This window comes from Williamsia sp., from assembly GCF_016462415.1.
Taxonomy (GTDB): Bacteria; Actinomycetota; Actinomycetes; order Mycobacteriales; family Mycobacteriaceae; genus Williamsia_A.
On record NZ_JAEMTF010000120.1, the window covers coordinates 1 to 12,947 of the forward strand.

General features: G+C 68.9%; 12 protein-coding genes. 8 read left to right on the top strand and 4 right to left on the bottom strand.

Annotated features, from left to right (window positions below; genetic code table 11):
* Window positions 1-67 precede the first annotated feature (67 nt).
* Window positions 68-715 carry a hypothetical protein gene (locus JHC79_RS20375; protein WP_296394254.1) on the top strand — a complete coding sequence of 216 codons (648 nt, stop codon included), beginning with the start codon at window positions 68-70 and terminating at the stop codon, window positions 713-715.
* Between the two features lie 16 nt (window positions 716-731).
* On the opposite strand, the gene JHC79_RS20380 is transcribed toward JHC79_RS20375, so the two are convergent.
* Both JHC79_RS20380 and JHC79_RS20385 read right to left on the bottom strand, forming a co-directional pair.
* Entirely contained in the window at window positions 732-1,214 is a 483-nt protein-coding gene (locus JHC79_RS20380) for a PaaI family thioesterase (protein WP_296394256.1), read from the bottom strand.
* Window positions 1,211-2,791, bottom strand: coding sequence for a Rieske 2Fe-2S domain-containing protein (locus tag JHC79_RS20385; RefSeq protein ID WP_296394258.1), 1,581 nt, complete (start codon window positions 2,789-2,791; stop codon window positions 1,211-1,213). The genes JHC79_RS20380 and JHC79_RS20385 overlap by 4 nt, the downstream gene beginning before the upstream one ends.
* Before the next feature lie 77 nt (window positions 2,792-2,868).
* On the opposite strand from JHC79_RS20385, the gene JHC79_RS20390 reads away from it, so the two are divergent.
* Window positions 2,869-3,624: a lysophospholipid acyltransferase family protein gene (locus JHC79_RS20390; protein WP_296394260.1), complete on the top strand. Its 756-nt coding sequence runs from the start codon at window positions 2,869-2,871 to the stop codon at window positions 3,622-3,624.
* Window positions 3,625-3,699: 75 nt separating this feature from the next.
* On the top strand, window positions 3,700-4,905 hold the full coding sequence (locus JHC79_RS20395) for a hypothetical protein (RefSeq protein ID WP_296394263.1): 1,206 nt from the start codon (window positions 3,700-3,702) through the stop codon (window positions 4,903-4,905).
* Window positions 4,906-4,918: 13 nt separating this feature from the next.
* Here the strand turns inward: JHC79_RS20395 and JHC79_RS20400 are convergent, their stop codons facing one another.
* Window positions 4,919-6,079, bottom strand: a complete 1,161-nt coding sequence (locus JHC79_RS20400; RefSeq protein WP_296394266.1) for a GGDEF domain-containing protein — start codon at window positions 6,077-6,079, stop codon at window positions 4,919-4,921.
* Between the two features lie 152 nt (window positions 6,080-6,231).
* Here JHC79_RS20400 and JHC79_RS20405 point away from each other — a divergent pair, with 152 nt between their 5' ends.
* From JHC79_RS20405 to JHC79_RS20415, 3 genes are read left to right on the top strand one after another with little or no spacing between them, the layout of a single operon-like run.
* Window positions 6,232-7,023 carry a lysophospholipid acyltransferase family protein gene (locus JHC79_RS20405; protein ID WP_296394268.1) on the top strand — a complete coding sequence of 264 codons (792 nt, stop codon included), beginning with the start codon at window positions 6,232-6,234 and terminating at the stop codon, window positions 7,021-7,023.
* A gap of 2 nt (window positions 7,024-7,025) precedes the next feature.
* Window positions 7,026-7,856, top strand: coding sequence for an HAD family hydrolase (locus JHC79_RS20410; RefSeq protein WP_296394269.1), 831 nt, complete (start codon window positions 7,026-7,028; stop codon window positions 7,854-7,856).
* A 51-nt stretch (window positions 7,857-7,907) separates the two neighbouring features.
* The gene (locus JHC79_RS20415; protein ID WP_296394271.1) at window positions 7,908-8,300 is read left to right on the top strand and encodes a hypothetical protein; all 393 of its coding nucleotides are present in this window, start codon (window positions 7,908-7,910) and stop codon (window positions 8,298-8,300) included.
* A 3-nt stretch (window positions 8,301-8,303) separates the two neighbouring features.
* Here JHC79_RS20415 and JHC79_RS20420 read toward each other — a convergent pair whose 3' ends face one another.
* Complete coding sequence (locus JHC79_RS20420; RefSeq protein WP_296394273.1) at window positions 8,304-10,466, bottom strand: N-acetylmuramoyl-L-alanine amidase; 2,163 nt, start codon at window positions 10,464-10,466, stop codon at window positions 8,304-8,306.
* A gap of 207 nt (window positions 10,467-10,673) precedes the next feature.
* On the opposite strand from JHC79_RS20420, the gene JHC79_RS20425 reads away from it, so the two are divergent.
* Together JHC79_RS20425 and JHC79_RS20430 are read left to right on the top strand one after the other, a co-directional pair.
* On the top strand, window positions 10,674-12,320 hold the full coding sequence (locus tag JHC79_RS20425) for a SpoIID/LytB domain-containing protein (protein ID WP_296394275.1): 1,647 nt from the start codon (window positions 10,674-10,676) through the stop codon (window positions 12,318-12,320).
* Window positions 12,321-12,346: 26 nt separating this feature from the next.
* Window positions 12,347-12,947, top strand: a 601-nt coding sequence (locus JHC79_RS20430; protein WP_296394277.1) for an NAD(P)-binding protein, incomplete at its 3' end; no start/stop codon positions are given.

A 12,947-nucleotide genomic window follows, 5' to 3' on the forward strand; every position in this document is an offset into this window, starting at 1 on the left:
TATGCGGAGGTAACGGTTACGACGTGGCGAGCGACATGGGGTTACACCCCGGAACTGAGGAGTACCAATGATCGGAATTGCCCCGCTGAGGTTCGCGACAGTGGCCGGAGCTTTTGTTCTACTCGTGGCGGGCTGTTCGTCGGAGCAGTCCGACACCGGTTCGCAGGCACCGACGTCGACGGTCACCGTGACCGCCTCGAGTTCGGCGGCCCCCGATCCCGAGGGTTCCGATGATGCGGGACCGACCGAGGGGCAGACGGCGGACACCATCGAGGCCGGCGACCCCGCACCCGCGACCGGACAGCAACCGTCGGGACCGCTTCCTGCCGCCGACTTCGCCGACGGCAACGGCTACGGGTTCTCGAGCCCGACCGGAAAGATCCAGTGCCGAGCGGCCGACGACCGAATGATCTGTCAGACGCCGAATCAGGGCCATGCCGTCGCAGCCACCGCGGTGTGTGGCTTCTACCCGGGTGAGGAGCAGCCGCGCGCGACCCAGTTCGGCTACTTCCCGGGAGGGGGCCGTCCGTGCGCGACGATCATCCAGGGCAACTTCTTCACGACCCCGCGTGCCCTGAACTACGGTCAGAGCGTGGTGTTCTCGATCGACAACGGTCGCCGGATCACGTGTTCGTCCGCGACCGCGGGCCTGACCTGCCGCGGTTCCGACGGCTCGGGATTCTTCCTGTCGGGGGAGTCGTTCCGGGTCCTGTGACCGGCCGGCGACTGCTCTACGACAACATCAGCAGCGTCGACGTGGCGCTGGCGACGAGAACCCCCGCACCGTCACGGACCTCGGCCCGCACCGTCGTCGTGGTCCGCCCCTGGTGCTCGACCTCGGCGCGTACGCGGACGGCGCCGCTGTCGGGGGAGATGGGGCGGATGTACCGGCAGCTCAGATCGAGTGTCGTGAAACGCCGGTTCTCGGTGTTCACCGTCATCACCGCCGACCCGAAGGCGGAGTCGATCACGGCCGCGATCACCCCACCCTGCACGGTTCCGTTGGCGTTGCAGTGGAACTCGCGGGGCTCGACCTCGATCACCGCCCATCCCTCACCGGCGTCGACGGGGTGGTAGTCCAGCGTCGACGCCGCCGGACTCAGTGGGAGTTCCCCGGAGATCTGTGCCTTCACCTGGTCGAGCCCACGCAGCTCCGACGTCGCACGGGTTCCCGGCGGGTCCCAGGAATAGGAGCGCTCCGGCCGAGGGGTCACGGCTCGATCTTCGACGCCCGCAACTCGTGTCCTTTGGACGTCAGGCACCGTCCCGTGGGCAGATCCCACGACCAGCCGTGCAGATTGCAGGTCAACTTGTCGCCCTCGATGACGCCGAACTTCGAGAGGTCGGCCTTGAGGTGCGGGCACCGGCGCTGGATCTCCCAGCCGTCCTTCTGGATCGACGCGGAGTCGTCGTGGGCCTCGGAGAACCAGCCGTCGGCGTACGCGATCCGCTCCGCCGTGAGGCATTTGAAGAACGTGTAGAGGAACTCGTTGTACCCGCCGATGCGCCACGTGGTGAACCGTGTCGACAGGAAGATCGTGTTCACCCAGTCGGGCTCGTTGTCGCGCAACACCGTTCGCACCATCTCCGGTGCGATCCGGAACCCGTACCGGTACTTGCCCTCGCCCTCCTTGGGCTCGCGCACCGTGCGGTTGGGGAAGTCGAGCACGACGGTCTGATCACCCATCACGAGTCCGACCGGGTAGCCGATCCCGTCGCAGATGAGGTCGCTGGCGGCCATGATCGGCTCGAACAGATCGCGCAGCGCCGGCAGCAGGGGCTCACCCCCGGCAGGCGCCCACGACGCCTTGGCCTCGGCGATCACCGGTGCGAACTTCTCCGCCATCCGCTCGATGTAGGCGGCCTTGTTGGCCCCGAACACCTGCTCCGGCGGGTACGGGTGGCCGATCTCGACGAGCTCGGACCCGCGCAGCTCGACCGTCGACCCCGACACCATCATCAGGCCACGGTGCTTGCTGCCGTCGTCGGTGCCGTGCTCGACCATCTGATCGAGGAACGTGGCCTGGTCGGGGAAGATGCTCGTCGGGTCGGGGTTGCCGTCCGCGTCGCCCACGTCGTTGAGGTAGCGCAGCTCGTCGTCGAGGAACATCGGCGGTCCGGCCGAGGGGACGACCCACGTGGCGCCGACCTGCTCGATGTAGGACCGGGCGCGGTCCATGCCGCGCTGCCGCTTCTGTGCCGCGAAGTTCGCCTTCGACTTGCGGGGGATGTCGTAGACCATCGGGTACCAGATGGCGCCGGAGTACTGCAGCAGGTGGATGTCGATGTGGCCGAACGCATCCGAGATGACGTCGAGGTCCACCGGGCGGGCGTCGTTCATGTTGAAACAGGTGGTCTCGCCGTCGGAGACGATCAGCCCGCTGTCGCCGATCGGACCGTCGGCGGGCGCGCGCAGCGCCACGATCATGATGTCGAGACTGCCCTTGTCGTTCGACACCGTCGTCTTGACCGAGTCCTCGGTCTCGACGAACCTGTGGAAGCCCAGCGCCTCGAGTTCGCGGCGCAGGTCCGGCACCGGGTAGTCCGGCAAGAGGACGGTCGTGTCCTTGTTGACGTTCTCGGCCAGGTTCCGCGCGTCGAAGTGATCGCGATGCAGGTGCGAGACGTAGAGGTAGTCGCAGTCCCCGAGCGTGCGCCAGTCGAGCTCGGTGTTGTCGGGGAACGGGAACCACGATGCGAAGTAGGCGGGATTGACCCACGGGTCGCACAGGATCGACCCGGCCGCTGTCTGGATGTGGAATCCGGCGTGCCCGACGCTGGTGACCTGCACTCGTTTCGTTCCTCTCGATCATGCGTCGCTCACGCGACCGCCCCTCCAGGGTAGAGGCGGACGCTACTGTCATCCGCATGGAACCCGCTTACGACACCGTGATCGCGATCGCCCGCTCGATGTGGGCGGCGCAGGGCCTCAAGTTCACCGTCACCGGCGCCGAGAACGTGCCCCTGACCGGCGGCGCGGTCATCGCGATCAACCACACCGGGTACCTCGACTTCACCTACGCCGGGCTCCCCGCGTTCCTGCACGGCCGTCGCAAAGTGCGCTTCATGGCGAAGAAAGAGGTCTTCGACTCGAAGGTCAGTGGACCCATCATGCGCGCGCTGAAGCACATCCCGGTCGACCGTGGCGCCGGCGCCGACAGCTACCGCGCCGCCGTCGAGTACCTGCAGGCGGGCGAGCTCGTCGGCGTGTACCCGGAGGCGACGATCAGCCGCAGCTTCGAGATCAAGGAGTTCAAGTCCGGCGCCGCACGCATGGCGCTCGAGGCCGGGGTGCCGATCGTCCCGACGGTGATCTGGGGCGCCCAGCGTGTCTGGACCAAGGGCCACCCGCGACGGATGGGTCGCACGAACACCCCGATCAGCATCGGCGTCGCGCCCCCGATCGCGCCGCTCGGCGACCCGGCCGAGCTGACCGCGACCTTGCACCAGGTCATGGCCGACACACTCGACGAGGTCCAGCAGGCCTACGGTCCCCACCCGGCCGGCGAGTACTGGGTGCCCGCGCGCCTGGGCGGCGGGGCCCCGACCCTGGCCGAGGCCGACGCGATGGACGCACAGGAGAGTGCGGAGAAGGCCGCCCGCCGCGCCGAGCGCGACGGCTGAGAGCCAAGGTCGCTACTCTGTCGGGGATATTCGCCCTAAACGGGCGTACGGGTTCTCACGACACGGGGTACGAACATGAGTCAACCGCCGAATCAGGGTGGTGGGTGGAACGGTCCGCAGGGACCCGGTCAGCCATGGGATCCCACACCGGGGCAGGCCTTCCCGCCGCCCGGGCAGCAGTTCCCCCCGAATCAGCCGTTCCCGGCTGGTCCGCCGCCGTACGGGCCACCGCCGGGATACGGCCCGCCGCCGGGGTACGGCCCGCCGAACGGCGGTCCGCCGTGGGGTCCGCCGCCCGGACCGCCCACCCGAGCGCCGTGGTGGCGCCGCGGCTGGGTGATCGGACCGATCATCGCGGGCATCGTCGTGATCCTGGTCATCGCGACGACCGTCTCGCTGCTGGTCCTCTCCGACGACAGCGACTCGGACCCGTCGAGCACGGTGCAGGCGTACCTCCAGGCGCTCTCCGACGGCGACGCGAAGAAGGCGCTGTCGGAGATCGCCGCGCCCGGCAACACCAAACTCCTGACCGACGACATCCTCAAGCGCCAGCAGGCCAAGGCCAAGATCAATGACGTCAAGGTCGTGAGCAGCACGAGCGGGACGGGCCGCGCGGTCGTGAAGGCGACCTACAACTTCGGCCAGCGCAACGCCGACGTCGACTTCCGGCTGACCGAGACCGACGGCGACTGGAAGATCGAGCGGGGCGCGATCGAGATCGACCTCTCGCTCGGCTCGATCCAGAAGAACAAACCCACGCTGTTCGGGGTGGACGTGTCCAGCGACTCGAAGGCGTACGTCTTCCCGGGTCCGCTGGAGTGGGGGACATCGAACAAGTACATCGCCGCGACCGACGGCAAGGCCGACGACTGGCCCGTCGGTCCGGACTCCGCGTACTTCCCGCAGCTCGAGTTCGACATCAGCAAGGACGGCAACAAGGCGGCGTCGATCGCGGTCACGGCCTACCTGCAGTACTGCGCGCAGTCCAGGCAGACCGATGCGTCGGTGGACAAGCCGGGCTGCGACCAGCAGGTGTACGCCTTCGACGCGCTACCGGGCACGGTCACCTGGAGTGACCCCCGCGACATGGAGCTGTCGGCGATCAAACTGGACTACTCGGGATACTCCGACGAGAACGCGATCACCGTGTCGGGGTCGGTGCCGTGGAAGGCCACGTATCGGTCGAGTCGCAACCCCGCCCCGGTGACGGAGTCGGCGACCGAGTACCTCTCCGGCGACGTCGATCTCAGCAAGGACCCGCCGCAGTTCCAGCCGAACTGACGACGACGCCCGCTCAGATCGCGCTGAGGAAGGCCCGCCCGCCGCCGCTGCGCTTGGCGTCGTACATGCGGGCGTCGGCTGCGCGCAGTGCGTGCCGGATCGCGATGTCGAGGCTGTGTTCGCCGGGTGACTCGATGACCGCGGCGCCCACGCTGACGGTCACCGGCGCGGAACTGATGGCGTCGCGGAGGCGTTCGGGCAGCGACGTGACCCGGTCGACGACCTCGGTCACCGTGCCGGTCAGCACGATGGTGAACTCCTCGCCGCCGGTCCGACCCACCACCGCGGTCGGGCCCGCGAGCCCGACCATGCGGGCCGACATCTGCTGCAGCACGAGATCGCCGACGTCGTGACCGTAGGTGTCGTTGATCAGTTTGAACTTGTCGACGTCGATGACCACCGCTCCGATCGCGGTGCCCCCGGCCCGCGCGGCGCGCCACAGCGGTTCGAGCGATGCGTCGATGCCGCGGCGATTGTGCAGACCCGTGAGCGGGTCGCGCAACGACTGGCGTGCGTCGATCGACAGCAGCGTCCACGCGACGTGAGCGGCGACCGGTACGGCGCACACCGCCGCGAGCAGGACGATCGCACCGGCGGCCACCGCGTAGCCGTCGAGGAACCCCGATCGATAGAGCCGGACGGCGAAGAAGCAGATGAACGCGGCCGACCACACCATGTGTGCGATCAGCCAGCGGGAGCTGACGAAGTAGGTGCACAGAGCGCTCGTGAGGGCGAACAACGCGCAGCCGACCGCGCTCTCGAACGGACCGTAGAGCCACAGCACCGACGTCAGCCCGACGTCACCGAAGATCTCGAAGCCGACGAAGTAGATGAATGCGGTCCGCTGGCTCGTCGGCACCGGGATCGCGATCATCGCGGCGGCGACAGCGAGCTGGACGACGAGGACCACGCAGATGTACACCGTCGCGGCGGTGCCCGACGGCCCGTTCTCGCTGAGCAACAGCAGGACCGAGCACACCGCGAAGACGAGGATGTTCGCGGCGAACACGAGTCGGATGGGCAGATGCAGCGGACGCATGGAGTGGTGGTGGACGATCCACGCGTAGTCGTGATCGCCGAGGAGCCACTGCCGCAGCGACGACCGGAAGCCGGTACCCGACAGCGGTGAGGGGTCGCCGGGACCGGCCGCTGACGGTGGACGACCTGCTCGCACGCTGGAACCCCTGTGGTGAGAACTCGCCCCCGACGGACGGACATGAGTCTGACAGTTGCCCTCGGTCACCAGCAGGCGATTCGACAACTGTCACCTACCCGCATGACCAGAACATCGTCGATCGGTGCCGGGCGGGTCGTTAGGCTCAGGGTATGGAACCCGTCTACCGGACGTTGGAGATCGCAGCACATGCGCTGGTCAAGGCGCAGGGGATGCGGCTCGACGTGCGCAACGCCGACACGATCCCGTCGACGGGCGGCGCGGTGATCGCGATCAACCACACGAGCTATGTCGACTTCGTACCGGCGGCCATCGGCGTCTATCGCGGCGGACGACGGTGTCGGTACATGATCAAGTCGGAGATGATGGACAACCCGCTGGTGCGGTTCCTCATCACCCACACCCACACCGTGCCGGTGGACCGCTCCGCGGGTGCGGAGGCCTACGCGCAGGCGGTCGAGAACCTACGGCAGGGATATGTCGTCGGCGTCTACCCGGAGGCGACGATCAGCCGCAGCTTCGAACTGAAGGACTTCAAGACCGGCGCCGTGCGTATGGCGCAGACCGCCGAGGTCCCCATCGTCCCGTGCATAGTGTGGGGTGCCCAGCGGCAGTGGACCAAGACCGGCGAGAAGGTCGGTGGGAGTACGCGCGACATGGGGCGCAGCCACATCCCGGTGACGGTCCGGTTCGGCGACCCGATCGACTGCACCGGCGACCCCGTCACCGAGACGGCCCGGTTGAAGTCGGTGATGGCCGCGATGCTCGACGACGTGCGCGTCGCGTACGGCGACCATCCGCCCGGCGCCTACTGGGTGCCCGCGTCGATGGGCGGGGGCGCTCCGACCCTCGCGCAGGCGCGGGTCATCGAGGCCGCCGACGACGCCCGCAAGGCGCAGTTGCGCGCCGCGCGGGCCCGCGGCGAACACAAGGAAGGTCACTGACGATGCGTCGCACCAGGTTCGGTCCACCCACCCTCATCGTCAGCGACGTCGACGGGACGCTGATCGACGACGACAACACCGTGCGTCCGCTGACGCGGGAGGCGATCCGTCGTGCCGCGAAGGTGGGGACGACGTTCGTGCTGGCGACCGGCCGGCCACCGCGGTGGATCGCCGAGATCGCCGACCAACTCGACGCGCTCACCTATGCGGTCTGCGCGAACGGCGCCATCGTCTACGACGTCGCCCAGGACAAGGTCCTGCACACCGCCACCCTCGACCCCGACGCCCTGGTCCGCCTCGCCGGCTTCGCCCAGGAGCTGATCCCGGGGTGCGGGCTCGCCGCCGAGCGGGTGGGGGAGAGCGCCCACGACGCAGCGACTCCGCCGTTCGTCGCGTCGACCGGGTACGAACACGCCTGGCTCAACCCCGACCACATCGAGGTCGGCGACGACGAGGTCGTCTCGGCACCCGCGGTGAAGCTCCTCGTGCGCAAGCCGGGGATGGCCAGCGACGAGATGGCCCGCCGACTCTCCGAGGTGGTCGGCGACCTCGCCGCGGTGACCTTCTCCACCGACAACGGGCTGATCGAGCTGGCCCTGCCGGGGATCAACAAGGCGTCGGGCCTGAAAAAGCTCGCCGACATCGCCTCGTTGCCCACCGACGCGGTGATCGCGTTCGGCGACATGCCCAACGACATCGAGATGCTGCGCTGGGCAAACCGCGGTGTCGCGATGGCCAACGCGCATCCGGCGGCCAAGGACGCGGCCGACGAGATCGCCACGAGCAACGACAACGACGGGGTCGGACGAGTCCTCATGCGCTGGTACGGATGATTCATCGGGCGTACGTGGACACGACGTCCAGAATTTTGGGACACTGATCACATGACCATGAACACCGACCGTCGCAGTCCTGCCCGTTCCATCGTCCTGGGTCTCACCGCCTCGGCCGCCGTCGTCGGCATCGGGATGGTGGGAGCAGGCGCCGCGTCCGCGGCCCCGACCACCACCGATCCGGGCGCCTCGGCCGCAGTGGCCGGCACCTACGACAAGAAGTTCGTCTCGCGGTACTACCCGACACCGCAGAGCGCGGTCATCGGTGCGCAGATCAACCTCTACCTGTTCAACTCGGTGCGCCTCAACGGCAACCAGGCCTGCTCCGAGCAGCCCAACCCGGTGGTCAAGCCGGACACCCCGACCGGATGGACCGCGATCATCACCGCGACCTGCCTGTCGGACGCGGGCACCGCGCGCTCGACCGCTCCCGTCGGGCAGTAGGCCTCAGCCGACCGGCCCGGTGGTCGGCACCGGAACCGGTGCCCCCGCCGGGGCCGGTGTGCTCGCGGCCGGTGGCGTCGCCGGTCGCGCGGCCGGACTCAACTGGTCGCGCATGCTGCGGGTGAACTCATCGACGAACGCCTTGATCACCTTCACCACGACGCCGGTCGTCTTGTTGAACACCAGCGAACCGAACTGGAACGCCTGGGTGATGATGCCGCTGACGGCGTCGGTCTCCCCGGAGACCGGCATGCCCAGCGCGCTCTTCTCGAAGCCGGCCGCTCCCCAGGCCTTCTCGATGGCGCCCTGCACGACCTGCGCACCGGTCTCCTTCGACCAGTAGATCTTGCCGTCGGAGAAGTTCACGTACTTGGCGGCGCCGTCGGGCGTCGTCATCTCCGGTGTCTGCGCCTGGCCCAGCGGGCCGGTCGCACCGCCCAGCGACAGCCACTTCTTCGCGATGGCACCCACGTCGGTGGTGGACAGGACGTCGGCGGCCCCCGGAGAGGTGCTCGGCGCCCCCGGCGTCGTCGAGGTGCCCGGTGCGGTCGGCGCCGCACTCGGGGAGCCCGCAGCGGCGAGATTGCCCGCGGCCACGTCCCGGATCTGCGGCAGCGCCGCGTAGCCGAGGGTGCCGGGGCACTCGGTGTTGTCGTAGTCGCGGTGACCGCTGATGACCGGGAGGTTCGACGTCTCACCGGCACCGAACTTGGCGGTGTCGAAGCCGATCGACGTCAGCTGCGCGTTGGCCTTCGGGTCGAGACCGGCGAGCTTGAGTCGCCACCCCAGGAAGCTGCCCACCGACCGGATGGTCTCCGGCGAGGGCGCCACGTCGTTGTAGTTGCCGATCATCGCCACGCCGACGGTGTCGCGATTGAACCCGCCGGTGTGCGTGCCCTGGACGTTCTTGTCCAGGCCACCGAACGCGCCCTCGAAGATCTGGCCGTACTTGTCGACGAGCGCGTTGTAGCCGATGTCGCACCAGCCCAGCGTCTGCGCGTGGTAGGCGTAGATGCCGCGCACGATCTCGGCGGACTGCTCGGCGGTGTAGTCGTTGTTGCCTGCCGTGTGATGGACGACCGCGGCCTTGAGACCGGGATCGTAGGTCGGCTGCTGGCAGCGCTTGGACTCGTCGGCGCCCCACTGCGCGCGGGTGATGATCGGCGGCTGCTGGCCGGGCAGGACCGCGGGCAGGCCGAGGCCACCCGGCGCGCCGCCGGTACCCGGGTCGATCAGCGCGGCCTTGAGCGTCGAGACGACCTTCTCCAGCGCGTTCGGTGTGGACGGGGTCGTCATCGGAGCCGGTACCGACGCGGTGGTGGTAGGTCCGGGAGGGGCCGGTGTCGCGGCGGGGGCCATCGGGTCGCCCTGCACCGGGGCGCGGGGCACGGTGAACGCACGCGGGGCGATCTCGCCCGGCGCCACCGACATCTCGGGAACGGTGGTGGTCGCTGTCGCCCCCGCGGACGGTGCGGGCTTCGCGCCCTCGACGCCAGGGGTGGCGACACCGTCCTTGGTCACGACGACCTGGACGGCCTTGGTGTTGCCCACCCAGACCGGTTCGGTGCCCTGGCTGGTCGGTGTGCGTCCGGTGCGCACGGCCGGGCCCCCGTCCACGGGATCGGCGGAGTACCACTTACCCCACGATCCGTCGGGCTGACGGGCTCGGACGTAGGCGGTCGTGTCGGAGAGACCGTCCCAGGTCAGGGCGATCATGCTGAACGGGTCCTTGCGGGTGATCTCCTTGACGACCGCGCCCGCGGGGACGGGCGCCGACACCGGCTTCCGCGGATCGGTGGTCGCCGCGGCGCTCGTGGTGGACGGTGCCGTGGAGGGGAGCAGCTCGGGCGGGATCAGGCCGGTGGGCAGCACGCCGGGCGGCAACGCCCGCGCGATGTCAGGAATCTGCAGCTTGAGCAGGTCGAGGGGCGGGAGCGTCACGCCGACCCCGGCCAGACCGGAGCGGACCAGGTCGAGCACCGTCGACGGGACCGTGTCGAGGCTCACCTGGCGGATCGTGGTCGAGATGGCGTCGGACGCCGGCGTTCGCTGGTCGACGGCGTTGTCGGGGGCGCTGCCGCCCACCAGAACGGCCACCGGGCTCGCGACGACGACCGCCGTCACGGCCGCCAACACGATCGACGGCCTCGGTCGGCGATAGCGCACTGTGGATCTCCCTCGTTCGGCCCGCCGAAATCCGACAGACCGCCACATCGTGTCGGCGGGAGGGGGTGAAGTCCACGACCATCGACGGCGTGGCGTGTAACTCGTGATGCTGTTGTGACATGAGTTCACTGTTGTGACTTCAATTCGGTCACTACAGTCGCTTGAGTCCCACCAGTTACTTTCCCGACCCCACATGAAGGATCGCCGATGGCACGTCGAGCCACCGACCGCGCAACGCTGACCTCGATCACGCTGGGGTTGGCTCCTGCTCTGGTGGTCTCCGCCATCGGCGTCGGCGCGTTCGTCGCGCACGAGTCGTCCATCGACGAGCCGGTGTCGCTCTCGGTCGGCGCGCAGGTGACGCTGATCGGCCACGGGTTCGGACACGGCCGCGGGATGGGCCAGTACGGCGCCTTCGGGTACGCGAAGAAGGGCTGGAAGTACGACCAGATCCTCGACCATTACTACGGCGGCACGACCGCGGGGAAGACGGACAAGGCCGTGACGGTTGCGCTCACACGCAACACCACGGCGAATGTGCGTGCGGACGCCGGGATGAGGGTCGGTGGCCAGACGGTGGCCCCCGGGCAGGCGGTTCGTCTGTCCGGGACCACCGCCACCGTCACCGCCGGATGTGGCGGTGCGGTGGTGCGGACCATCCCGGTGACGCCGGCCAAGATCGACCCGATCAACATCGCGCCCAACCGGCCCGCCAACGAGTGGCTGCGGTTCTGCGGATCCGACGACGCCTACCGCGGGTCGATCGGGCTCGACGGCAGCCGCACGGTCAACATCGTGGGAGTCGACGACTACGTCAAGGGCGTCACTCCGAAGGAGAGCCCGGCGCGCTGGGCGGATCAGGGCGGCGCCGAGGCACTCAAGGCGCAGGCCGTGGCCGCACGGACCTACGCGCTCGCCGCCACCGACAAGGGCAAGAAGATCGACGACACGATGATGTCGCAGGTCTACGGCGGCGCCGGCGGCGAGGACCCGCGCACCAACGTCGCGGCCGACGCGACCGCGGGGCAGATCCGCGTCGTCGGCGGTCAGCCCGCGTTCACCGAGTTCTCCTCATCGACCGGCGGCTACACCGCCGGCGTCAACTTCCCGGCCGTCGTCGACGACGGCGACACCGAGTCGCCGAACCACAACTGGACCACCACGGTCGGATCGAGCAGCGTCGCCGCCGCATTCGGCGTCGGGTCGCTGACCGGTATCGCGGTCGTCGAGGCCAACGGTCTCGGCCCCGACAACGGTCGCGCGACCAAGGTCAGGATCAGCGGGACGTCCCGGACCGTCGAGGCCACCGGCGACGACGTCCGCACGAAGCTCAAGCTCCGCTCGGCGTGGTTCACCGTGCAGGGCCAGCCGAAGCCACGCATCGTCGCACCGCCCGCCGGTGTCGGTCCCGGCTCGCCCTCGGGGACCGGCGCGACCGCTCCCGGCGGCGTGCTCCCGTCGTTGGTCGACTCCCTTCTCGGCGCGGTCGGAGGCGGCGGAACGACCGGCACGCCCACGACACCCGGTACCCCCGCGGCCCCGAGCACGACCATCCCGGGTGAAGGCGCCGTGCCGAGCACCCTGACCGGTCCGGTGGCCGATCTGCTCAAGGCCGCGATCGCCGCCATCGACGCGAAGATCGCCGAACTCGGCGGACCGTCCGGGCTGCTGGGTCAGGTCCTGGGCCCGGTCATCACGATCGCGGGCGGCGCCGTGCAGAAGTTCGCGGGCGGCAACGTCTACTTCAGTCCGACCACCGGAGCCCACGTGCTCGCCGGTGGCGCCCTGAAGGATTTCGTGGCCAAGGGCGCCGAGGGTGCCCTCGGGTTCCCGTCCGCCGACGCCGGACCGTGAGTCCGGTTCGGTTACCCTGAACCCCCGTGGCAGTCGATACGCGGTATGACCTGATAGTCGTCGGTTCTGGTTTCTTCGGACTCACCATCGCCGAGCGGGCGGCCTCCCAGCTGGGCAAGCGGGTACTGGTCCTCGACCGGCGGCACCATCTCGGCGGCAACGCGTACTCCGAGCCCGAGCCGACCACCGGCATCGAGATCCACAAGTACGGCGCGCACCTCTTCCACACCTCGAACAAGAAGGTGTGGGACTACGTCAACCAGTTCACCGACTTCACCGGCTACCAGCACCGCGTGTTCGCGCTGCACAAGGGGCAGTCGTACCAGTTCCCGATGGGGCTGGGGCTGATCTCGCAGTTCTTCGGTGAGTTCTACTCGCCGGCGCAGGCGCGTGCGTTGATCGAGGAGCAGTCGGGCGAGTTCGACTCTCGCGACGCGCAGAACTTCGAGGAGAAGGCGATCTCGCTGATCGGCCGCCCGCTGTACGAGGCGTTCATCCGCGACTACACCGCCAAGCAGTGGCAGACCGATCCCAAGGAACTGCCCGCGGGCAACATCACCCGGTTGCCCGTCCGCTACACCTTCGACAACCGCTACTTCAACGACACCTACGAGGGACTGCCGGTCG

What these genes read in the sequence shown, in the direction of transcription:
- JHC79_RS20410 (WP_296394269.1), top strand. Translation starts at nt 7,026, where the DNA reads ATGCGTCGCACCAGGTTCGGTCCACCCACCCTCATCGTCAGCGACGTC.
- JHC79_RS20415 (WP_296394271.1), top strand. Translation starts at nt 7,908, where the DNA reads ATGACCATGAACACCGACCGTCGCAGTCCTGCCCGTTCCATCGTCCTG.
- JHC79_RS20425 (WP_296394275.1), top strand. Translation starts at nt 10,674, where the DNA reads ATGGCACGTCGAGCCACCGACCGCGCAACGCTGACCTCGATCACGCTG.
- JHC79_RS20405 (WP_296394268.1), top strand. Translation starts at nt 6,232, where the DNA reads ATGGAACCCGTCTACCGGACGTTGGAGATCGCAGCACATGCGCTGGTC.
- JHC79_RS20375 (WP_296394254.1), top strand. Translation starts at nt 68, where the DNA reads ATGATCGGAATTGCCCCGCTGAGGTTCGCGACAGTGGCCGGAGCTTTT.
- JHC79_RS20390 (WP_296394260.1), top strand. Translation starts at nt 2,869, where the DNA reads ATGGAACCCGCTTACGACACCGTGATCGCGATCGCCCGCTCGATGTGG.
- JHC79_RS20395 (WP_296394263.1), top strand. Translation starts at nt 3,700, where the DNA reads ATGAGTCAACCGCCGAATCAGGGTGGTGGGTGGAACGGTCCGCAGGGA.